We start from the raw sequence: 21,246 nt of genomic DNA on the forward strand, positions 1-21,246 counted from the left end.
CCCCTGAGCAGAAAGACTGATCTCATGACGCTTCAGCGTCCTCTCGATCTGGCGACGGCGCAGCACATCGTGCCGCCGTCGGTGACCCTTCGCTCGCTCGTCACCGTCACCCCCGACCATCATGTGCCGCAGATCGTGGCGCGGGAGCGGGCGCGGGAGGTCTTTGGCGGCCGCATGCCGTTCTTCGACCAGTTGCAGAAGGTATTCGATAACGCCGACATCGATACGCGGCACTCGTGCCTGCCGGTTGAATGGTTCATGCGCGACGCCGATTTCGGCGAAAAGACGAAGCTCTACGTCAAGAACGCGACCGCCCTCGCCCGCAAGGCAGCGGAAAAGGCGCTCGATGCAGCAGGGCTCAAGGCCGAGGACATCGGCCAGATCGTGTTCGTTTCCTCGACCGGCATTTCGACGCCAAGCATCGAAGCGCGCGTCATGAACGAAATGCCGTTCCGGCGCGACGTCGTGCGGCTGCCGATCTTCGGCCTCGGCTGCGCCGGCGGCGTGCTCGGCCTCAGCCGCGCCGCACAGATGGCACGCGCGGTGCCTGGAAGCCGGTGCCTGCTGATCGTCGTCGAATTCTCGTCGCTAGCATTCCGCTATGATCGTCTGACCAAGAGCAACCTCGTCGCCTGCGCATTGTTCGGCGATGGCGGAGCCGCGGCGGTGCTTGAAAGCGGTGGTGACGCAAACGGCGCCGTGACGATCGGCAGCGGTGGCGAACATTGCTGGCCCGACACGCTCGACGTCATGGGCTGGGATGTCGACGGCCAGGGCCTTGATGTCATCTTCAAGCAGAGCATTCCGGACATCGTCTCGCGCGACTTGCCGGCTGCGCTTGATGGCTTTCTGCAACGCGGCGGACTTTCGCGGGCCGATATTGATCGACCCTGCTGCCATCCCGGCGGCGCCAAAGTCGTCGACGAGCTTGAGAAGGTCTTCGGTTATGAGCCGATGGGCCTCGACGCGGAGCGCAAGGTGCTGCGCGAGAACGGCAACATGTCGGCGCCGACGGTCCTCTTTGTGCTCGACGAACTGATCCAGCGCGGCAACACGGGCTCCCTCCTGCTCTCGGCGCTCGGACCAGGCTTCACCGCCGCCTTCCAGTTCGTGCATGTCGGGCCGAGCCGCGCATGAGCGTGCTCTGGCCCTATCTGCTGCTCGGCTTCGTTCTCATCCAGCGCATCATCGAACTCGCGTGGTCGGAGAGAAACCGCCGCGCCTTGATGCTGCGGCGCGGACGCGAGATCGGCGCCGGGCATTATCCGCTGTTCATTCTGCTGCATGGAGCCTGGCTCGGCGCCATGCTGCTGTTTGTTCAACCCGGAATTCCCGTGCCCTGGGTACTTCTCGGCATCTATGCCCTGCTGCAGGTGCTGCGCGTCTGGACCATCGCCAGCCTCGGATCGTTCTGGACGACCCGGATCATCACCGTGGACGGCCAGCCGCTCCGACGCCGCGGACCTTATCGATTGATAAGGCACCCGAATTATCTGATCGTGGCGATCGAGATTCCGCTCCTGCCCTATGCGCTCGGACTGCCTTGGCTTGCCGTGCTGTTCGGCGCACTCAACATCGCGCTTCTCGCTTATCGCATCCGCGTCGAAGATGGCGCGCTCGGCGAGCGGCGGGCGCTGGGCCAGAACCCCACGCCATCAGTCTGGCCAGGACCCGCACGCTGACATTGGCGCCGGATTAGGTTATCGCGCGAGCAGGCTTTCCAGCGCTCGGGCGATGACCTCGGTGGCAGCGCGCAGATCGTCGAGGCGGATATGTTCGTCGGCGGAATGCGCGTTGGCATCGACAATCGAGCGCGGTCCTGCGCCATAAAGAACCGTCGGGATGCCGGCCGCCGCATAATGGCGCGCATCGGTATAGAGCGGCACACCGGTGACATCGATCGGCACGCCGAACAGCGCTTCGGCAGGCTCCCGGATGGCCTCCACCAGCCTTTCGATACCGGGCAATGGCCGCAGCGGTTCGGCCAGCAGGATGCGCCGGCATTCGACTTCGATGCCCGGCGTCGAGGGTGCCGCGGCCTCGATCAGCCCAATCAAATCAGCCTCGACGCTTTCGCCATCTTCTTCGGTAATGATGCGGCGATCGATCCGGAGCACGATGCGATCAGGCACGACATTGGTATTGATGCCGCCTGAGATCAGGCCGACCGTGATCTGCGGACCGCCAATCCCCGCCTCGTCAGAGCGAATGGCTCCCAGCCGGCGCCGTTCTCCATAAATGGCTGCGAGGATGGGGGTCGCGGCTTCGAGCGCATCGGCGCCAAGCTGCGCGACAGCCGCGTGAGCCTGCCGCCCTCGCACCACCACTTCGAGATGCAGCACCCCGCTATGCGCCGTCGCGACGGCATGGGAAAAGCCCGACGTGATCGCGTAATCGGCCTTGGAGAGGCCATGCTCCAGCAGCCATTTCGGGCCGACGAAGCCACCGGTCTCCTCATCATAGGTGAAATGGATCTCGACGCCGCCATCGAGCGCCGCCTCGGATCGTTCGAGCGCCAGAAGCGCAAAGGCATAAGCGGCGAAGTCAGCCTTCGAGACGGCGGCGCCACGGCCATAGACAGCGCCGTGGCGTTCCTCGGCGCCATACGGATCGGTCGTCCAGCCATCGCCAGGCGGCACGACGTCGCCGTGTGCGGCAAGGGCGATGACAGGCCCGCTCCCGCTGCCGAAAGTCCTGCGCACAATCAGATTGACGATACTGCGGAGGCCGTGCTGGCGCGAGAACGGCTCCGGTACTGGATGCTGCTCGACGGTGAATCCGAGTGCCTCGAGCGCCGCAGTCGCCGCTTCCGCATGCGCCGCGCAATCGCCCGGCGGATTGTCGCTCGGGACGCGGATCATGGCTTTCAGAAACGCCACCTCGCGTTCGAACGAGGCATCGACCGCCGCTCCGATCATCGCCCTGCCCTTTCCTGCCGTGCCAGTTCCTCGATCGTCGCTACAAGCGCCTCGACGGCAGCGCCCATATCGTCGATCGACACCCACTCGTTGGGATTATGACTGATGCCGGCCCGGCAGCGAACAAAGATCATCCCAATATCGCCGAGTTGCGCCATCGACAGGCCATCATGGCCGGCGCCCGACATCAGGCTGCGCGCCGGCTTGGCCTGAACCGCGCCGACGCCAGCCGCAATGGCCTTGGCAAGGCGCGGCGCACAGGTCGCGACCCCTTTTTCCATCACCGTTTCGACGCCGACCACGACTTGGCGGCGCTTGTCGATCCTCCGCGCGAACAGCGTGATTTCCTCGACCGCCGCTTTGCGGGCGTCGTCCGTTGCAGCACGGACATCGAGCGAGAAGCGCACATCGCCCGGAATAACATTGGAGGCGCCGGGCATCACCTCGACATGACCAACCGTTGCCACAAGCGCATGCTTCTTGCCTTTTCGAGCGATTGCCTCGACGGCCAGGATAATCTCGGCGGCAGCTGCGAGCGCGTCGTGTCGCATTTCCATCGGCACGGTGCCAGCATGGCCCGCCTCACCGCGGATCCGGATGCGGTGCCGGCTCTGGCTGGCGATGGCGCTGACGACACCGAGCGGTTCTCCGGCGCGTTCAAGCACCGGCCCTTGCTCGATATGCACCTCGAGATAGCCGAGGACAGCGGGGCGCTGATAGGCTTCCTGTCGCAGCCGCTCCGGATCGCCGCCAAAGGCGACGAGGGCCTCGCGCAGCGTGACACCCTGCGCGTCTGCGACGTCCAGCGAATTGGGATCGAAGACACCGGCGGCGACCGCCGATGAGGTCAGCGTCACAGGAAAGCGAACGCCTTCTTCATCGCCGAAGGCGAGGACTTCGAGGCCGAACGGCAAGGCGATCCCGCGCGCCTTCAACTGCTCGACCGCAAGAATGCCGGCAATGACACCCAGATTACCGTCAAATCGGCCGCCGTCGATGACCGTATCGATATGCGAGCCGATCAGCAGCACCTTGTTGCTGTTGCGGCCGGCAGCGCCGGGCGGGAGCGCGCCGCGCACGGTCCCGGCCGCATCCATGCGCGCCGAAAGACCGGCAGTATCCATCCAGCCGCTCACCATCTCGGCGGCGCGGCGATGCTCCGGTGTCAGATAGAGCCGCGTCAGCGCCCCCTCGTCGGCGGAAACGGTCGCGAGCGCATCGACCATGGCCTGCGCGCGCTCGCCAATCTGGCGTGTCGTCAGCGGCCCGGTCGCTGGCAATGATGTCATGACGCGACCCGATCCTCGAGCCGGAAGCGGATGATCCGCTGGACCTGCGTCAGCGCCATCGCGAACTCGGCCTCGGGCGAGTTCGGCAGGCGCTCGCGGAACGCCTCGATGATCTGCTCCTTCGTCGACCCCTTGACCGCACGAATGAACGGAATGCCGTGGCGCGCGCGATACGCCTCGTTGAGCCGGGTGAACTCGGCAAACTCGTCCGCCGTCAGCCTATCGAGGCCCGCACCAAGCTGCTCGACCTGCGACTCGGCTGCCAGCTCAGCGATGCGGGCCCGGCCGGCAAGGTCGGGATGTTCGCGAAGCAGGGCCAGTTGCGTCTCATGCGGCGCCGCTGCGATCGCGGCGTGGAATGAAGCGACCAGCGCGTCGTGATCGGCAAAGGGATGGCCGGCATAGGCTGCACGGGCGACCCACGGCGAATGCTCGGCGATATCGCCGAACGAGGCGACGAAAGCCGTCTCGTTCATGGCATTGACCGCGTCGAGGGAGAGCGGCGGATTTGGCATTGTCGTTCCGGCAGGCCTTGTTGCGACCGGCTGGTGTCTAATGGCTTTGGAGCCAGGCGCCAAGCCTCTTGCGCTCCTCGTCGGTCATGCCGTGTTCATTGCCGAGCGGCATCGCCCTGCCCTGCACCGCCTGCGCGATGATCTGGTCCTTGTGCTGCACCAGTTCGGCGGTCGTCTGGAGCATCACGCCCTTGGGCGGTGCGTCGAAGCCATCATGTGTCGGGCGCGTAGCGTGACACATGGTGCAATGCTTGGCGGTCAGCGCCAGAACATCGGCATCGGAAACCGTCACGCCCGGCTGAAGCGCCATCTCCTTTGGCGCGGTCATGGCGATGAGGACGCCAAGCGCGACGATGGCGACCGGCAACGTCCAGGCGAATTTCAAGAACGGGTCATGCGCCTCATGGCGGTTGAGGAAATGCCGGATCGAGCCGCCGAGCAGCAGGATGAAGGCGACTATCATCCAGCTCTGCGGATGGCTGGTCAGGAACGGATAATGGTTCGAGACCATCATCACCAGTACTGGCAGCGTCAGGTAATTGTTGTGCACCGAGCGCTGTTTGCCGATGGCGCCGAGGCGTGGATCGGGCGGTTCATGCGCCATGAGCGAGGCAACGATCTTGCGCTGGTTCGGGACGATGATGCCGAACACATTGACGGCCATGATCGTGCCGATGAAGGCGCCAACATGGATGAAGGCGCCGCGGCCCGAAAACACATGCGTGAACAGATAGGCGGCACCGACGATCAGGACGAACAGGCAGACGGCAAGAACCGGCGTCGAACGCCCGAGCGCTGATTTGCACAGCCGGTCATAGATCAGCCAACCGCCGACGAGCGATAGCATCGAGATGACGATCGCCTGCGAAGGCAACAGCGGCATCACCGAGCGGTCGATCAGGAAGGAATTGGCGTTCCAATAGTACTGGACGATCAGCAGCAGGAAGCCGGAAACCCAGGTGAGATACGCCTCCCACTTGTACCAGATCAGATCAGAAGGCAGCGCCGGCGGCGCGACCAGATATTTCTCGACATGATAGAAGCCGCCGCCATGCACCTCCCACGCGGTGCCGTAGACACCCGGATTCATCTGCTCGCGCTTCTTGAGGCTCAGATCGAGCGCGATGAAATAGAACGAGGTACCGATCCAGCCAATGCCCACGATGAGGTGGGACCAGCGGATGAGGAGATTGAGCCAGTCGACGACGAATGCGGACATCTTTGCGGAATTCGGCCCCGGTGTGGTGATGGCCGGCACCCTCGAGGGGCACCGGCCACGCGAAACGAGCGATCTTCAGCGGCGCGCCGCGATGGTGCGCCGCGCCATCGAAGCTACTGCGGCAGCTTGTCGTCGATGCCCTTCACGTACCAGTTGAGGCCGAGCAGGGTCTTGTCGTCGGCAACGGCGCCGTCGGCAATACCGACCGAGCCGTCCTGCTTCGTGATCGGGCCCTTGAAGACGACGAGTTCGCCGGACTTGATCTTGTCCATCGAATCCTCGGCCATCGCCTTGACGTCGTCGGGCATATTTGTGAGCGGACCGAGCACGACGAGGCCGGCCTTCAGGCCTTCCCAGGTGTCGGTCGACTTCCACGTACCATCGAGGACCGCCTGGACGCGCTCGATATAATAGGGCGTCCAGTTGTCGATGAGCGAGGCGAGATGGGCCTTGGGGCCGAACTTCGACATGTCGGCCGACTGGCCGAAGGCATGCAGGCCACGCTCCTCGGCGATCTGCATCGCGGCGGGCGAATCCGTGTGCTGGACAATGATGTCGGCGCCCTGGTCGATCAGCGCCTTGGCAGCGTCGGCTTCCTTGCCCGGATCAAACCACGTATTGGCCCAGACGACCTTGATCTTGAAATCGGGATTGACCGACTGCGCGCCGAGCATGAACGCGTCGATGCCCATCACGACCTCGGGGATCGGGAAGGACACGATATAGCCGGCGACGCCGGTCTTCGACATCTTCGCGGCGATCTGGCCCTGGACGTAGCGGCCCTCATACCAGCGCAGATTATAGATCGAGACGTTGTCCGCCATCTTGTAGCCGGCGTCGTGCTCGAACTTCACGTCGGGGAACTTCTTGGCGACCTTGAGGGTCGGGTCCATGAAGCCGAACGAGGTCGTGAAGATGACATTGCAGCCGGAGCGGGCGAGACGCTCGATGGCGCGCTCGGCATCCGGACCTTCGGCGACATTCTCGACATAGGCCGTCTCGACCTTGCCTTCGAAATGCTTCTCGACGGCGAGGCGCGCCATGTCGTGCTGCTGGCTCCAGCCGCCGTCATTATGTGGGCCGGTATAGACGAAGCAGGCCTTCACCTTGTCGGCCGCCTGGGCTCCCGAAATCATGCCCGCCGCCATTGCGGCGGCGCCAAGGGCTACGATGTATCTGCGCATTGTTATTGTCCTTCCTCTGGATCGACGAGTTCTAGCGTGTGCCGCGCGGGCAAACGGCCCGCGCGGAAAGCGGATCAGGTGTCGGCGACGAATGGGCGGCCGAGACAGGCGGGTGTGTTGACCGAGAGCAGCGCGCGGTTGCGCGAAATCACCACCAGCGCGATCACGGTGACGATGTAAGGCAGCATCGACAGGAACTGCGAGGGGATGCCGATGCCGATCGCCTGCGCGTGCAGCTGCAGGATACTGACGGCTCCGAAGAGCAGCGCGCCGGCGACCAGGCGGCCAGGCAGCCAGGAGGCGAAGACGACAAGAGCCAGCGCGATCCAGCCGCGGCCGGCGGTCATCGCCTGCGTCCATTGCGGGGTATAGACGAGCGAGAGATAGGCCCCGCCGAGCCCGGCGCAGGCGCCGCCGAACAGGACCGCGAGAAAACGGGTCCGAAGCACGGAGAAGCCGAGCGCATGCGCCGAAGCGGCGTTGTCGCCGACCGCGCGCACGATCAACCCGCCGCGCGTCTTGAACAGGAACCACCAGGTGGCGATGGCCAGCACGACGGCTGCATAGACGAACGGGTCCTCGCCGAAGATGAGCCGTCCCACGACCGGCAGATCGCTGAAAACGGGGATGTCGACCTTTGGAATCGGAATGCCGGGCGTTCCGACGAAGCTGTCGCCGATCAGCCCGGAAAGGCCGAGGCCGAACAGCGTGAGCGCGACGCCTGTCGCATTCTGGTTGGCGACGAAGAACAGCGCGACGATGCCGAAGAGACTGGCCGCCAGCATGCCGGCGATGATCGCTGCGAGGACACCGATGAGCGGATTGCCCGTGGTGCTCGCGGCGGCAAAGCCGCAGACCGCGCCGACGGCCATCATGCCCTCGACGCCAAGATTGAGCACGCCCGAGCGCTCGGCCACCAGTTCGCCGATCGCGGCGAACAGCAGCGGCGTCGCGGCGGTGACGATGGTGAGCAGGATTCCTTCCAGCATCGTCATGACGTCACCGAACCGTTGCCGCATCGAGCACGGGCTCGCGCACGAATTTGAGGCGGTAGTAGATGAAGCTGTCGCAAGCGAGGACGTAGAAGAGCAGCATCCCCTGGAAGACCTGCGTCGTCTGGTCGGAGAGGCCAATCGCCACCTGCGCCCCCTCCCCGCCCATATAGGAGAGCGCCAGCAACAGGCCGGCGATCAGGATTCCGAACGGATGCAGACGTCCGAGAAAGGCCACGATGATCGCCGTGAAACCATAGCCGGGCGACACGGTGGTGCGGAGCTGGCCGATGGGGCCAGCCACCTCGCAGATGCCGGCAAGCCCGGCGAGACCGCCGGAGATGAGAAAGGTCAGCATCACCATCTTGTCGCGCGAGAAGCCGCCGAACGAACCGGCGCGCGGCGAAAGGCCGAGCACGCGGATCTTGAAGCCTGTCATCGTCTTGGTCGTCAGGAACCAGGCAACGACCACCGCAACGAGCATGAAGACGATGGAGAGGCGGACGGAGTCGCCCGCGATCACCGGCAGGATCTGACCTTCACTGAAGGGGCGGCTGTTGGGGAAGTTGAAGCCGGCCGGATCACGCCACGGCCCGCGCGCCATGTAGTCGAGAAAGAGATTGGCGACATAGACGAGCATCAGCGTCGTCAGCGTCTCGTTGGCATTGAAGCGGATCTTGAGGATGGCCGGGATCGCGGCATAGGCCATGCCGCCCGCGATACCCATCAGGATCATGGCGGTAATGACGGCCGGTCCCTGCAGGGACGGGAACATCACCGGGATGATCGAGCCAGCGAGCGCGCCGGCGGCAAGCTGCCCCTCTGCGCCGATGTTCCAGACGGCGGACTGGTAGCAAAAGGCGAGGCCGATCGCGATCAGGATGATCGGCACGGCCTTCACCAGGAGATCCTCGATCGACCAGACCGCCGTCAGCGGCTCGACGAAATAGATGTAGAGCGCCTTGAGCGGGTCGATGCCCGACAGCACGAAGATGATGAAGAAGGTGACGAGCGACAGCACGATCGCCAGCAGCGGCGACAGATACTGCATGTTTCGGCTGGGCGTCAGGCGCCGCTCAAGCACGATGCGCATGCGCGGTCTCCTTCTGGGCCATGCTCTTGCCTTCGCCGAGGCCGGCCATCATCAGTCCAATCTGCTCGCGGGAGAGCGAGCGGGCCGGCACCGGTTCCGACAGATAGCCGCGCGAGATCACGGCCACGCGGTCCGCGATCTCGAAGATCTCGTCGAGATCCTGGCTGATGATCAAGACCGCCGAACCGGACCGCGCGAGATCAATCAGCGCCTGGCGGATGACCGCCGCGGCGCCGGCATCGACGCCCCAGGTCGGTTGGCTGACGACAAGCACCGAAGGCTGCCGGTCGATCTCGCGGCCGACAATGAATTTTTGAAGATTGCCGCCGGAGAGCGATCCCGCTTCCGGGTCGACAGCGGATTTTCGCACATCGAACGAGCGGCCGATGCGATCGGCAAGTGTCTTCATGCCGCTGAAATCGATCACGCCGACCCGCAGCAGCTGATCACCCGTGGCATGGCGCGTCAGGAGGACATTGTCGGACAGGCGCAGCCGCGGCACCGCGCCATGGCCGATGCGCTCTTCCGGCACGAAGGCCGCGCCGAGCCGCCGCCGCGCGGTGACGCCGAGTTTGCCGGCCGGCTTGCCGTCGATCGTCACAGTCTCAGGCCGGATTGCCGGCCGCTCGCCCGACAGCGCGTCGAAGAACTCGCCCTGGCCATTACCGGCGATGCCGGCGATGCCGACGATCTCACCGGCCTGGATATCGAGCGAGATGTCATGCAGCGCCACCGCGAAGGGATGCGGCTCGGGCAGCGACAGATTGCGCACCGAAAGTCGCGTCTTGGCGGATGTCGGCGGCGGTGTGTCGGCGGAAAGCACATGCACGTCGGCGCCGACCATCAGGCTGGCCAGCTTCGACGCCGTCTCCTGCTGCGGATCGCATTCGGCGACGACCTTGCCGAGCCGCAGGATCGTCGCGTGATGGCAGATCTGCTTCACCTCTTCGAGACGGTGGCTGATATAGAGCACCGCGCAGCCCCGCGCCGTGAGCCGGTCGAGCGTCTGGAAGAGGTCGTCCGCCTCCTGCGGTGTCAGCACCGAGGTCGGCTCGTCCATGATCAGCAGTTCGGGATTTTGCAGCAGGCAGCGCACGATCTCGACCCGCTGCCGTTCACCGACCGAGAGATCGACGATGCGCGAGGACGGATTGAGCGGCAGCCCATATTCGAGCGAGACCTTCTCGATCTCGCGGGCGAGCGCCGCCCGGTTGCTGCGATCCGCGAGGGCGAGCGCGATGTTCTCGGTTACGGTCAGTGCGTCAAACAGCGAGAAATGCTGGAACACCATGCCGATGCCAAGCTTGCGCGCTGCCGATGGGCTCGGGATGCGCACCGACTGGCCCTTCCAGCGGATTTCGCCGGCGCTTGGCTGCAGCGAGCCATAGAGGATCTTGACGAGTGTCGACTTGCCGGCGCCGTTCTCACCGAGCAGGGCATGGATCTCGCCGGGCCGGATCGTCAGATCGACGGCGTCATTGGCCTTGAAGCTGCCGAACAGCTTGCTGATGCCGATCGCCTGGATGAGGGCGCCGCTCTCCGGCCGCGTTCGGCGGCCAGCGCTTTTTGTTTCCAATTCAGCTTCCCCTCGGCGAACGGAGCGATGCCAGACGATGCGGATCCGCTTCGATCGGGATCGCCCCGCGCGCCGCCTCGTCACGAATTAGCAAGTCTGATGCCACCGACGCTGCAATCACAGCTGGCAGCTTGGAACGAATGCCCGGAATGCCGATCGGGCAGGCCATCGCGGCAATCTCGGCCTCGCCAATGCCCGCCTCGCCAAGCAACCGCCGAAAACGCGTCCGCTTCGAGGCGCTGCCGATCACGCCGACATAGGGAAAGCGTCCCGCTGCCAATGCTTTGTGCAGAATGGCGAGATCAAGGGCATGACTATGAGTCATCACAAGCACGAATGTGCCATCCGGCGCCGCTGAAAGCGCTTCGGGCGTGTCAGATTGCTGAACACAGCGGCAATTGGCCGGAACAAGAGCGGGAAAGGCGTCCGGCCTTGGGTCGATCCATGTGACGGTGAATGGCAGCGGCGCGAGCGCGAGCACCAGCGCGCGGCCGACATGACCCGCGCCGAACAGGAACAGCGCCCGACGCTCCTCACCAAAGCCTTCCTCCAGCATGCCGTCTTCGATCCGCGCCGCGCCGATCGGAACGGTGCTGCCCCCGACGACATGGCGCGTCAGCCTGTCGCTCTCCTTGGCAAGCGCGGCGCGGGTTCGGAACGGGCCGGCGATTTCCGCCTCGGCAAGGGCGCGAACCTCCTCGCGTCGCTCGGCACCAAAGACTTCAAGCGCGAGTTCGACCCGCCCGCCGCAGCATTGGCCGAGTTCAGGCCCGAGCGCGATCGAGGAAAGCTGCAGGCTAGAGGGCTTCTCGCGCGCTAGCAGGCGTTGCGCCTCGGCGATCGCCCGCCATTCGAGGGTTCCGCCGCCGATCGTCCCGCTGAAGCCGCCATCCGGCAGCACCACGAGCCGCGCGCCCGCTTCGCGGGGCGCTGATCCGCGTGTCTCCACCAGGCTCGCCATGGCAGCCCTGCCGTGACGGTCGATCGCATCGAGGAGACGTTGCCAGACCAGCATCAATGCCCTCCCGAGCGCGCTCCCCTCACCGCTTTCATGATCGCCTCCGGCGTCGCGGGCGCGTCGAGATCGGGAACGACGCCGGGGGCGAGCGAAGCGATCGCATTGGCGATGGCGCACCAGACCGAGATCGGAAGCATCAGGGGCGGTTCGCCGACCGCCTTGGAACGATAGATCGTCTTTTCGCGCGCCCCTTCCGATTGAAACAGATTGACGACGAAATGCTCCGGTATGTCGGACGATGTCGGGATCTTGTAGGTCGAAGGCGCATGGGTCCGAAGCCGCCCCTGCTTGTCCCAGACCAGTTCCTCCGTCGTCAGCCAGCCCATGCCCTGCACGAAGCCGCCCTCGATCTGGCCGATATCGATGGCCGGATTGAGCGACTTGCCGACATCATGCAGCACGTCGACGCGATCGACTTTCATCTCGCCGGTCATGGTGTCGATCGTGACCTCGGAGCAGGACGCGCCATAGGAATAATAAAGGAAGGGCCGTCCCTCGGCCTTGTCGCGGTTCCAGGCGATGATCGGCGTGCGGTAGTAGCCGGCCGAGGACAGCTGGATGCGCTCGGCATAGGCGGCGCTGGCAAGCTCTCCAAGGCTCATCGACTGGTTGCCGATGAAGACGTGATTGTCGCGGAAGCGGACCTGTTCCCGCTGGACGCGCCATTTCTGCTCGATGAACGCGAAAAGCCGGTCCTTGATCTCGTTACAGGCGGCGAGCGCCGCCATCGCGTTCAAGTCGGTGCCGGACGAGGCCGCCGTCGGCGAGGTGTTCGGCACCTTGTCGGTGCGGGTCGCGGTGATCGCGACCTTGCCCATGTCGACGCCGAACTCTTCCGCGACGACCTGCGCCACCTTGAGGAAGAGCCCCTGCCCCATCTCGGTGCCGCCATGGTTCAGGTGCAGCGAGCCGTCGCGATAGAGATGCACCAGCGCGCCGGCCTGGTTGAGCGGCATCAGCGTGAAGGAGATGCCGAATTTCACCGGCGTCAGCGCCAGGCCTCGCTTCAAAATGCGGCTGTCAGCATTCCAGGCGGCGATCTCGGCGCGGCGCGCCCGATAATCGCAATCCACTTCCAGCTCGGCGACGAGCTCATGCAGCAGATTGTCCGACACCTGCTGGCCATAGGGTGTCAGGTCGCGCCCACGGCCGTCATAGAAATTCGCCTTGCGGACGTCGAGCGGATCCTTGCCGAGGCGGTAGGCGATCTGGTCCATCATCCGCTCGGCAAACACCATGCCCTGCGGTCCGCCGAAGCCACGAAACGCGGTATTCGAGCAGGTGTTGGTGCGATAGCGCCGCGTCAGGATGCGGGTCTGCGGATAGAAATAGGAATTGTCGGCGTGGAACATCGTCCGGTCGACGACGCCCATTGACAGGTCTTCGGAATGACCGCAGCGCGCATCGAAAGCGACATCGACCGATTGCAGCACGCCCGCCTCGTCATGACCGACGCGGTAGCCGACACGGAAGTCGTGCCGTTTGCCGGTCATCATCATGTCGTCGTCGCGGTCGAGCCGCATCTTGCAGGGCGCGCCGGTCTTCCAGGCGGCGAGCGCCGCCAGCACGGCCCATTGCGAGGCCTGGCTTTCCTTGCCGCCAAAGGCACCGCCCATGCGGCGAATCTCGACGGTCACGGCACTCGACGGCAGATGCAGTGCATGGGCGACGAGGTGCTGAACCTCGCTCGGATGCTGCGTTGAGGAGTAGACGAACATCTCGCCTGCCTCTCCAGGCACCGCCATGGCGATCTGGCCTTCGAGATAGAAATGCTCCTGCCCGCCGATGCGGAACGTGTCGGAAAAGCTCACCGGGGCCGATGCAATCGCCGCGTCGGGATCGCCCCGCACGAAGGCATATTCCGGCAGGACCAGTTCGCTCGCCTCGCTGACATCGACGACCGGCACCATCGCTTCGGTGGTGTATTTCGCCTTGCGCGTCGCACGACGGGCGAGGTCTCGCGTCTCGGCGATGACGATGAACACCACCTGGCCATGGAAGCGGATCTCACTGCCGGCCAAGGCCGGATCATCGCCGAGAAGCTTCGGCGAGATGTCGTTGGCGCCCGGAATGTCCTCGGCAGTCATTACGGCAATTACGCCCGGAGCGGCACGAACAGCAGAAAGATCGAGCGCCGTGATGCGGCCCGCAGCGATCGGCGCATAGCCGGGCGCGATATGCAGCGTGCCCGAGGGCTCGCGGATGTCGTCGATATAGGCGGCAGAGCCTGTGACATGGCGCGGCGCGCTGTCATGCGGCAGCGGTTTGCGAACGACCTGCAGTTCGGCGTCGGGGATCATGGTGTCACTCGGCGGCATGAACGATCTCCTCGCGGCGACCGACAAGGCGGGTCCGCGCCGTCGATGTCCCGGCCGCTTCCAGAAGCGCCTTTCCGAGCAGGGCATGCGCGATCTCGGCGCGGTACGCGGCGCTGGCGCGGTGATCGTCGAGCGGCGCGTAATCCTCGCGCAGCGCCGCAAAGGCATTCGACCATGCCGCGGAATCGCGGATCGCCGAGCCATTCAGCGCTGCTTCGGCGCCTTTCGCCCGCTTGGGCGTCCCCGCCATGCCGCCATAGGCGATCCGGGCCTCGCGAACGAGGCCGTCGGCGTCGAGCGTGAAGCGGAAGGCACCCATGACGGCCGAGATGTCCTGGTCGAAGCGCTTCGTTACCTTGTAGCAGCGGAACACCTGATCTTCGCGCAGCCTAGGCACCAGCAATCCGGTGACGAATTCGCCGGAGGCGCGGTTCTGCTTGCCGTAATCGATGAAGAAATCCTCCAGCGGAATGACCCGCGCCCGATCGCCGCGCCGGAGCTCCATGGTCGCCCCGAGCGCGATCAGCGCCGGCGGCGTGTCGCCGATCGGCGAACCATTGGCGACATTGCCGCCGACCGTGCCGCTGGCGCGAACCTGCTTGGAGCCGATGCGGCGGAAGAGCTCGCCGAGATCGGGATCGATAGCGCGCATATAGGGCTCGGCGGTCGCATAAGTCGCGGTGGCACCGATCAGGATCTCGCGGCCGGTGTCCTCGATGCGGTTCATCCCGGCGACGCGGCCGATATGGATGATCTTGGGAATGTCGCGGAGCTGCTTGGTAATCCAAAGGCCGACATCGGTGGCGCCGGCGACGATCACCGCCGTCGGATGTCTCTGATAGAGCGCCGCCAGCGCATCGACGGAGGCCGGGGCAGCGAAGAACCGCTCTTCGTCGCCGATAAAGAGGTCCCGATCGTCGGCAAGGAACTGCAGAATTCCGGCGGTATCGGCGCTCGCCCGGTGGAATTTGTCAGCGCGGGGCGCGGTCGAGGCCTCGAGGCCCGCATCGACGATCGGCCGATAACCGGTACAGCGGCAAAGATTGCCGGCGATCCAGTCATTGATCTCGCCACGCGTCACCGGGCCCTCGCTGGCATGGAACAGCGCAAACAGGCTCATGACGAAGCCGGGCGTGCAAAAGCCGCATTGCGAGCCATGCCGGTCGACCATCGCCTGCTGAATCGGATGCAGCGTGTCGCCGTCGGCCAGGTCCTCGATTGCGACCACCTCGGTGCCATCCACCATGCCGAGAAGCTGGATGCAGGCATTCACGGGCTCGTAGACGACCTCGCCATTGCGGCAGCGGCCGATTGCGACCGTGCAGGCACCGCAATCGCCCTCGCCGCAGCCTTCCTTGGTCCCCTTGGCGCCTTCGTCAAGGCGAAGATGGTCGAGGAGCATCGTCATCGGGTCGAAATCGCCGACCTCGACAATGCCACCACGGCGGATGAATCGAATGGTGTCGCGCATGGGGTCAGCTGCCGCGATAGGTTGAATAGCCGAAGGGCGAGATCAGCAGCGGCACATGATAATGCTGGCCGGGCTCCGCGATCCCGAAGCGGATCGGGACGACGTCGAGGAATGCCGGCTCCGGCAGGTCGATTGCACCTTGCTTCAGATAGTCTCCGGCATGGAAGACGAGTTCATAGACCCCCGCCGAAAAGGCGTCGCCTTCGAGGAGTGGACCGTCGACCCGCCCGTCGGAATTGGTCACGGCCGAATGAACCAGGACCCTTTCGGAATCAAGGCGATAGAGCTCGATCTTGAGGCCAGCCGCCGGTCGGCCCGCCGCCGTATCGAGAACATGCGTCGTGAGGCGGCCCATTCGAACTCCCTGCAAGGATTGCCTGGGCCCGCGCAGCTGAAGCTGCACAAGCCTTAATCAAATCGTACAATCAATCCGGCGCTGCACGCAATGGCGGCAGAATGTCCGCTCGCGCGATCAATGCTTCGGAATGAGGACGACCGAACCCTGCGTGTGGCGGCCCTCGAGCGCGGTCTGCGCTGCTGCCGCGTCGGCCAGCGGAAAGCGCTCTGGCGCGTCGATGCGGACCTTGCCTGAAAGGATCATCCCGAAGAGATCGGAAGCCGCTTCGAGGAGCTCGGATCGCTTCGCGACATAATGCCCGAGCGTCGGCCGCGTCGCGTAAAGCGAGCCCTTGCGTTGCAAGAGGTTCATCTCGAAGGGCGGCACGGCGCCTGACGAGTTGCCGAACGACACCAGCATGCCTCGCGGCTTCAGGCAGTCAAGCGAGCCGATGAACGTATCCTTGCCGACCGAATCATAGACGACGTCGCATTTGGCGCCCTCCGTGATCGCCGCGACGCGCTGGACGAAGTCCTCTTCGCGATAATTGATCACATGGTCGCAGCCGAGCGAAAGGGCGCGCTCGACCTTCTCGGCAGATCCCGCCGTGCCGATGACCGTCGCGCCAAGCGCCGCGGCCCACTGGCAAGCGATCGAGCCGACGCCGCCGGCCGCGGCGTGGAACAGCAGGACGGTCTGCGGTGTGACGACATAGGTCTGCCGCAGCAGGTAGCGGGCCGTGAGGCCCTTCAGGAGCACTGACGCGGCCACGGCATCATCGATACCTTCGGGGATCGGCACCATCCGCTCGACGGGGGCGAGCCTCACCTCGCTATAGGCGCCGGTGGGGCCGGCATAACCGACGCGGTCGCCGACCGTGATATCCGCGACGCCCTCGCCCACCGCCTCCACGACGCCGACACCCTCGCTGCCCGGCACGAAGGGCAGCGGCTGCGGCGGCGGGTAGAGGCCCGAGCGATGATAGACATCGATGAAATTGAGGCCGATCGCAGTGTGGCGAAGGCGAACCTCGCCCGGGCCCGGAGCACCGACCTCAATGGCTTCGAAGCGAAGCGCCTCGGGGCCGCCTTGTGCATGGATGCGGATCGCTCGGGTCATGAAGATTCTCCTCCGATGATCCCGCCGTCAGGCGGCGGCGGGTGCAAGTTCACCAGTCGTGCGGCGCGGACGCAAGCCGCCGGCCAGGGCAAGGCTGAGCAGGAGCGGCGGCAGCAGCATGGCGAGACCAAAACGCAGATCGAGATGCTGCGCCACAAAGCCGATCATCGGCGCGCCGACCAGGAACCCGAACAGCGCGAACAGCGACAGCAGCGCGACGTTCGGCGCCGCAAGCCGATCGCCGAGCCGCGCCGCCGCGGTGACCCCGAGCGGGAAGCCGACCGAGCAGCCGAAGCCAAGCGCTGCGAGGCCGATCATCGCCTGGGATGCACCGGTACTCGTGACGACGATGCCGATCCCGATGATCGTCACGGCGCCGCAGAAGCGCGCCAGCATCACCGGACCGAATCGCGTCGAAAGCCGGTCGCCGAGGAACCGTCCGGCGGCGATTGCGAACGCATAGGCAGTGTAGCCGAAACCGGCCTGGGCAAGTGGCGTGCCGATGATGTCGCGCAGGAACACCGCCGACCAGTCGGCCGCCGCGCCTTCGGCCATCGCGATGCCAAACACGAAGACGCAAAGCCCGATCAGCGCCTTCGATGGCCCTGACCAGTTGCGGCGTGGCTCCGCCGGATGCGCTGCCGCATCCGGTAGCCGCGGCAGCGTGAAGCCGAGCCAGAGCGCCGGAACGAGCAGCACCAGCGAGACAAGGCCGAGCGAGGCGTTGACCTCGACGGCGAGCGCCGCGAAGGCAACGCCGATCAGGCTGCCGACCATCTGGCCAAGGCTCCAGAAGCCGTGACAGGTGCTCATGATCTTGCGGCCGGCGGCATGTTCGATCGCGTCGGCAGCGACATTCATGCCGAGCTCAAGACCCGAGACGGCCGTTCCGACAATCAGGAGCGCGAAGAAAAGGCTGGGCAGGTTCCACGCGAAGGCTGGCAACGGCGACAGCAGCAGGAACACCGCGAAGCCGCCGATGATCGCTGCCCGCGCGCCGATCTTCGCGACGACGCGACCAGCAAATGGCAGCGTCATCAGGAGACCGATGGGCATGCCAAGCAGCGCCAGAGCCAGTTGCGCCGGGCCGAGGCCGAGCGCTGCCTGGATCTCGGGAATGCGCGGAAACCAGCTTCCGAGGACAATCGACTGAATAAAGAAGATCGCCATGATGCGGCGGCTGTCAGACATGGCTCGTCTCGGGAGGCTGGGATGATCGGGCTAGGCGTTTCAGATGGCCGCTATGCCGCCCTTTGCGGCCGGCAGCGGCGGCGGATCCTTCTTCGGGCGAACCCGGACCTCGCCGGAAAGTAGCAGGCTCGCGCCGGCTGCGATGAGCAGCGTTGAAAGGCCAAGCCTGAGGCCGAAGGCCTCGGCTACGAAGCCGATCACGACGGGCCCGACCATGAAGCCGGAGAAGGCCAGCAGCGACAGCGCGGCGACGTTGACGGCGGGTGAGCCGTCACGCGACGCAGCAGCGGTGACGGCGAGCGGGAATATGATCGACACGCCGAAGCCTGCGGCGGCCGCGCCGATGATCACCAGAGCAGGATCAGCGGCGAGGATCATGGCGAGCAAGCCGGCAAGGCCGACGGAGCAGCAGACGCGCGCCATCATGGCCGCCCCGAACCGCGTCGAGAGCCAGTCGCCGGCGAGGCGGCCGGCCGCCATCAGGAAGCCGAAGGCGGTGAAGGCAAAACCGGTCACCGGCGGCGTTTGCCCAAACACATCGCGCAAATAGATCGCGCTCCAGTCGGTGATCGCGCCTTCGACCAGCAGCATGCCGAACGCGAAGAAGCAGAGCGCAATAATGTTGCGCGGCGGCAGCGCGAAGACGGGTCCCTTCTCGCCAGGCTCGGCTGAAGGCAGCGCGCCAAGAGCCGGCAGGCGCAGGGCGGTCAACTGGCTGGCGATGAGCACAAGGACGATCACAACTGCAATATGCTCGCCCGGCGGCAATCCAAAGGTCGCGGCGGCCGTTCCGGCAGCGCCGCCCGCCATCAGGCCAACGCTCCAGAAACCGTGGCAGCGCGACATCACCGTGCGCCCGATGGCCGCGCCGATGCGATCGGCCGCGACGTTCATGCCGACTTCGAGCGGCCCCATGCCAAGCCCGACGAGCATCAGCGCGATGAACAGCATGACCGGAGAGAACGCGAAGCCCGGCAGCATCAACGGCAAGGCGTAGAACACGAAGCCATAGCGGATCGCCCGCCGCGGACCGAACTTTTCCACGAGCGGACCCGCGAACACCATCGAGCAGACAAGTCCGAATGGCAGGCCGAGCAGACAAAGTGCCAGCGCGCCCGGCGCGAGATCAAGCCGATGCTGGACATCGGGAATGCGAATGAGCCAATTCGAAAGCGCGAAGGAATAGATGAAGAACAGCCCCATGATGAGGCGTGCCGAAGCGAACGAAAGTGCCATCTGAAATCTGCCGGCGGTGTGCGGAAACAGCCGCTTGCGCGACCGGGGCTGAAGTCCGCTGCTGACGGATTCGCCGATCCTTTCGAGATCTGCCTTTTCTACAGGCAGTCGCGTCGGCTGGCAATCACCGGCCGACGCGATCTGAACCGATTCAGTGGCTTCGTTTCCGGCGCGCCGAGACGTTGAGAATTTCGACGAAAGCCGAGAACGCCATGGCCGTATAGATGTAGCCGCGCGGGATATGGAAGCCGACGCCATCGGCGACCAGCGCGATGCCGATCATCAGCAGGAAGGCCAGTGCGAGCATCTTGGTGGTCGGGTGCCGCTCGATGAAGCCGGCGATGGCGCCGGATGCGAGATACATGACGCCCATCGCGATCACGACAGCGGCAATCATGATCTCGACATGCTCGGCCATGCCGATCGCGGTCACGATCGAATCGACCGAGAACACCATATCGATGACGATGATCTGCGCGATGACCGCCGTGAAGCCGGCCGTGACGGGCTTCGAGCCGTCCTCTCCATGCCCTTCGACGCCCTGATGAATCTCGTGCGTCGCCTTGTAGATAAGGAACAGGCCGCCCGCGAGCAGGATGAGGTCGCGCCAGGACAGGCCTTTGCCGAGGATGGTGATGACCGGTTCGGTCAATCCGATCAGCCAGGAGAGGATCAGCAGCAGCGCGATGCGGAAGACGAGTGCGAGCGCGAGGCCGATCTGCCGCGCCCGCTTGCCTTCAGCGGCCGGCAGGCGGCTCACCAGCACCGAGATGAACACGATGTTGTCGATGCCGAGGACGATCTCCATGGCGGTCAGCGTCAGCAGGCTCGCCCAGGCGCTCGCCTCGAACAGGAGATCCAGATTCATCGTGTCGCCCTCGCCCCGTGAAAGAGAATTCCGGCGGCGGATTGCCGGCGGATGTTGACCGTCGCAATCCGCATGCCGGCTGTTTGTTCCCGCTCCGAACTCAAGGCCCGACCACGCGCGGCCGCGTCGCCTGCAGCAGGGCGCCGATGACCGTCAGATAGGTTGTGGTCACGCCAAGCGCGGCGAGGACGAGGCTTCCGGGCTTGAAACCGGCAATCACGGTCAGGACCGAAAGCAGCGCCCAGGCGAAGGTCACGGCAAGCGTCAGCGGCCGCAGCCGCTTGACGCGGAACGGGTGCACGAATTCGATCGGCGCGAAAGTGAGGACAGCGAACAGAACGATGACGGCCGCCGCGGCAGCTTGCGGCAAAGCGAAGGCCATCAGCACGAAGACCACCATGTTCCAAACAGCCGGAAAGCCGCGAAAGCCGTAGTCGGCCGTCTTCATGCGCGTATCGGCGAAATAGATCGCGCCCACCACGACGACCAGCACCGCGCCGGGAACGGCCAGCTGCGGCGGCAGGATATCGGAGCGCGCAAGGATCAGGGCGGGAATGAACACATAAGTCGAATAGTCGATGACGAGATCAAGGATCGCGCCATCGAACCACGGCACGCGTTCCTCGACGCGGACCAGGCGCGCCAGCGGCCCATCGATCCCATCGACGAAAAGCGCCGCGCCGAGCCAAAGGAAGGTCTCGACGAAGTCGCCACGTCCGGCCGCGATCGCCGCCAGCAGCGAAAACGCCGCGCCGCTCGTCGTCAGCATATGGACGATCCAGCTGCTCGTCCGCGGCCAGGCCTTGATCATCGCTTCCGCTTTCCCCACGCTGGACCGGACAGGCCGGTTCGCGCCCTCGCCCGCCGCCACCCGGCGGATGGCCGGTCCCGTTGCGGCGCGG

Annotated in this window: 19 protein-coding genes; 2 read left to right on the plus strand and 17 right to left on the minus strand. The window is 65.1% G+C overall.

Annotated features, from left to right (window positions below):
• The first annotated feature begins 24 nt into the window (after nt 1–24).
• Entirely contained in the window at nt 25–1,137 is a 1,113-nt protein-coding gene (locus tag LB518_RS16080; protein ID WP_224578539.1) for a type III polyketide synthase, read from the plus strand.
• Nucleotides 1,134–1,682 carry an isoprenylcysteine carboxyl methyltransferase family protein gene (locus LB518_RS16085; protein WP_224578540.1) on the plus strand — a complete coding sequence of 183 codons (549 nt, stop codon included), beginning with the start codon at nt 1,134–1,136 and terminating at the stop codon, nt 1,680–1,682. Before LB518_RS16080 ends, LB518_RS16085 begins: the two co-directional genes overlap by 4 nt.
• 18 nt (nt 1,683–1,700) lie before the next feature.
• Here the strand turns inward: LB518_RS16085 and LB518_RS16090 are convergent, their stop codons facing one another.
• From LB518_RS16090 to LB518_RS16170, 17 genes are all read right to left on the minus strand, one after another.
• Complete coding sequence (locus LB518_RS16090; protein WP_224578541.1) at nt 1,701–2,918, minus strand: M20/M25/M40 family metallo-hydrolase; 1,218 nt, start codon at nt 2,916–2,918, stop codon at nt 1,701–1,703.
• Nucleotides 2,915–4,207 (minus strand): allantoate amidohydrolase, encoded by a 1,293-nt coding sequence (locus LB518_RS16095; protein ID WP_224578542.1) that lies wholly within the window; start codon nt 4,205–4,207, stop codon nt 2,915–2,917. The genes LB518_RS16090 and LB518_RS16095 overlap by 4 nt, the downstream gene beginning before the upstream one ends.
• A complete protein-coding gene (gene uraD, locus LB518_RS16100; protein WP_224578543.1) occupies nt 4,204–4,722 on the minus strand; it encodes a 2-oxo-4-hydroxy-4-carboxy-5-ureidoimidazoline decarboxylase in 519 nt (172 codons plus the stop codon). The genes LB518_RS16095 and uraD overlap by 4 nt, the downstream gene beginning before the upstream one ends.
• A gap of 37 nt (nt 4,723–4,759) precedes the next feature.
• Nucleotides 4,760–5,941: a urate hydroxylase PuuD gene (locus tag LB518_RS16105; RefSeq protein WP_224578544.1), complete on the minus strand. Its 1,182-nt coding sequence runs from the start codon at nt 5,939–5,941 to the stop codon at nt 4,760–4,762.
• A gap of 113 nt (nt 5,942–6,054) precedes the next feature.
• Nucleotides 6,055–7,125 carry a BMP family ABC transporter substrate-binding protein gene (locus LB518_RS16110; RefSeq protein WP_224578545.1) on the minus strand — a complete coding sequence of 357 codons (1,071 nt, stop codon included), beginning with the start codon at nt 7,123–7,125 and terminating at the stop codon, nt 6,055–6,057.
• Between the two features lie 74 nt (nt 7,126–7,199).
• Complete coding sequence (locus LB518_RS16115) at nt 7,200–8,114, minus strand: ABC transporter permease (protein ID WP_224578668.1); 915 nt, start codon at nt 8,112–8,114, stop codon at nt 7,200–7,202.
• A 10-nt stretch (nt 8,115–8,124) separates the two neighbouring features.
• Nucleotides 8,125–9,210 (minus strand): ABC transporter permease, encoded by a 1,086-nt coding sequence (locus LB518_RS16120; RefSeq protein ID WP_224578546.1) that lies wholly within the window; start codon nt 9,208–9,210, stop codon nt 8,125–8,127.
• A complete protein-coding gene (locus LB518_RS16125; protein WP_224578547.1) occupies nt 9,194–10,786 on the minus strand; it encodes an ABC transporter ATP-binding protein in 1,593 nt (530 codons plus the stop codon). The genes LB518_RS16120 and LB518_RS16125 overlap by 17 nt, the downstream gene beginning before the upstream one ends.
• A 1-nt stretch (nt 10,787) precedes the next feature.
• On the minus strand, nt 10,788–11,801 hold the full coding sequence (gene xdhC / locus LB518_RS16130) for a xanthine dehydrogenase accessory protein XdhC (protein ID WP_224578548.1): 1,014 nt from the start codon (nt 11,799–11,801) through the stop codon (nt 10,788–10,790).
• Nucleotides 11,801–14,122 (minus strand): xanthine dehydrogenase molybdopterin binding subunit, encoded by a 2,322-nt coding sequence (gene xdhB / locus LB518_RS16135; RefSeq protein WP_224578549.1) that lies wholly within the window; start codon nt 14,120–14,122, stop codon nt 11,801–11,803. The genes xdhC and xdhB overlap by 1 nt, the downstream gene beginning before the upstream one ends.
• Entirely contained in the window at nt 14,109–15,593 is a 1,485-nt protein-coding gene (xdhA, locus tag LB518_RS16140; RefSeq protein ID WP_224578550.1) for a xanthine dehydrogenase small subunit, read from the minus strand. The genes xdhB and xdhA overlap by 14 nt, the downstream gene beginning before the upstream one ends.
• A gap of 4 nt (nt 15,594–15,597) precedes the next feature.
• Nucleotides 15,598–15,948, minus strand: coding sequence for a hydroxyisourate hydrolase (gene uraH, locus LB518_RS16145; protein ID WP_224578551.1), 351 nt, complete (start codon nt 15,946–15,948; stop codon nt 15,598–15,600).
• A gap of 117 nt (nt 15,949–16,065) precedes the next feature.
• Entirely contained in the window at nt 16,066–17,049 is a 984-nt protein-coding gene (locus LB518_RS16150) for a quinone oxidoreductase family protein (RefSeq protein WP_224578552.1), read from the minus strand.
• 27 nt (nt 17,050–17,076) lie between these two features.
• Entirely contained in the window at nt 17,077–18,240 is a 1,164-nt protein-coding gene (locus tag LB518_RS16155) for an MFS transporter (RefSeq protein ID WP_224578553.1), read from the minus strand.
• Nucleotides 18,241–18,279: 39 nt separating this feature from the next.
• Nucleotides 18,280–19,476 (minus strand): MFS transporter, encoded by a 1,197-nt coding sequence (locus LB518_RS16160; protein WP_224578554.1) that lies wholly within the window; start codon nt 19,474–19,476, stop codon nt 18,280–18,282.
• A 151-nt stretch (nt 19,477–19,627) separates the two neighbouring features.
• Nucleotides 19,628–20,344: a TerC family protein gene (locus LB518_RS16165; RefSeq protein ID WP_224578555.1), complete on the minus strand. Its 717-nt coding sequence runs from the start codon at nt 20,342–20,344 to the stop codon at nt 19,628–19,630.
• Nucleotides 20,345–20,444: 100 nt separating this feature from the next.
• Nucleotides 20,445–21,155, minus strand: a complete 711-nt coding sequence (locus tag LB518_RS16170; RefSeq protein ID WP_224578556.1) for a CDP-alcohol phosphatidyltransferase family protein — start codon at nt 21,153–21,155, stop codon at nt 20,445–20,447.
• Nucleotides 21,156–21,246 lie beyond the last annotated feature (91 nt).

The sequence above is a fragment of the Mesorhizobium sp. BR1-1-16 genome (assembly GCF_020165495.1).
Classification (GTDB): domain Bacteria; phylum Pseudomonadota; class Alphaproteobacteria; order Rhizobiales; family Kaistiaceae; genus Kaistia.

Bases quoted from the DNA above. Each gene is read 5' to 3' on its own strand.
- uraH (WP_224578551.1), bottom strand. From the start codon at position 15,948: ATGGGCCGCCTCACGACGCATGTTCTCGATACGGCGGCGGGCCGACCG.
- LB518_RS16085 (WP_224578540.1), top strand. From the start codon at position 1,134: ATGAGCGTGCTCTGGCCCTATCTGCTGCTCGGCTTCGTTCTCATCCAG.
- LB518_RS16150 (WP_224578552.1), bottom strand. From the start codon at position 17,049: ATGACCCGAGCGATCCGCATCCATGCACAAGGCGGCCCCGAGGCGCTT.
- LB518_RS16080 (WP_224578539.1), top strand. From the start codon at position 25: ATGACGCTTCAGCGTCCTCTCGATCTGGCGACGGCGCAGCACATCGTG.
- LB518_RS16120 (WP_224578546.1), bottom strand. From the start codon at position 9,210: ATGCGCATCGTGCTTGAGCGGCGCCTGACGCCCAGCCGAAACATGCAG.
- LB518_RS16165 (WP_224578555.1), bottom strand. From the start codon at position 20,344: ATGAATCTGGATCTCCTGTTCGAGGCGAGCGCCTGGGCGAGCCTGCTG.
- LB518_RS16105 (WP_224578544.1), bottom strand. From the start codon at position 5,941: ATGTCCGCATTCGTCGTCGACTGGCTCAATCTCCTCATCCGCTGGTCC.
- LB518_RS16090 (WP_224578541.1), bottom strand. From the start codon at position 2,918: ATGATCGGAGCGGCGGTCGATGCCTCGTTCGAACGCGAGGTGGCGTTT.
- LB518_RS16110 (WP_224578545.1), bottom strand. From the start codon at position 7,125: ATGCGCAGATACATCGTAGCCCTTGGCGCCGCCGCAATGGCGGCGGGC.
- LB518_RS16170 (WP_224578556.1), bottom strand. From the start codon at position 21,155: ATGATCAAGGCCTGGCCGCGGACGAGCAGCTGGATCGTCCATATGCTG.
- LB518_RS16155 (WP_224578553.1), bottom strand. From the start codon at position 18,240: ATGTCTGACAGCCGCCGCATCATGGCGATCTTCTTTATTCAGTCGATT.
- xdhA (WP_224578550.1), bottom strand. From the start codon at position 15,593: ATGCGCGACACCATTCGATTCATCCGCCGTGGTGGCATTGTCGAGGTC.
- LB518_RS16115 (WP_224578668.1), bottom strand. From the start codon at position 8,114: ATGCTGGAAGGAATCCTGCTCACCATCGTCACCGCCGCGACGCCGCTG.
- xdhB (WP_224578549.1), bottom strand. From the start codon at position 14,122: ATGCCGCCGAGTGACACCATGATCCCCGACGCCGAACTGCAGGTCGTT.
- xdhC (WP_224578548.1), bottom strand. From the start codon at position 11,801: ATGCTGGTCTGGCAACGTCTCCTCGATGCGATCGACCGTCACGGCAGG.
- LB518_RS16160 (WP_224578554.1), bottom strand. From the start codon at position 19,476: ATGGCACTTTCGTTCGCTTCGGCACGCCTCATCATGGGGCTGTTCTTC.
- LB518_RS16095 (WP_224578542.1), bottom strand. From the start codon at position 4,207: ATGACATCATTGCCAGCGACCGGGCCGCTGACGACACGCCAGATTGGC.
- uraD (WP_224578543.1), bottom strand. From the start codon at position 4,722: ATGCCAAATCCGCCGCTCTCCCTCGACGCGGTCAATGCCATGAACGAG.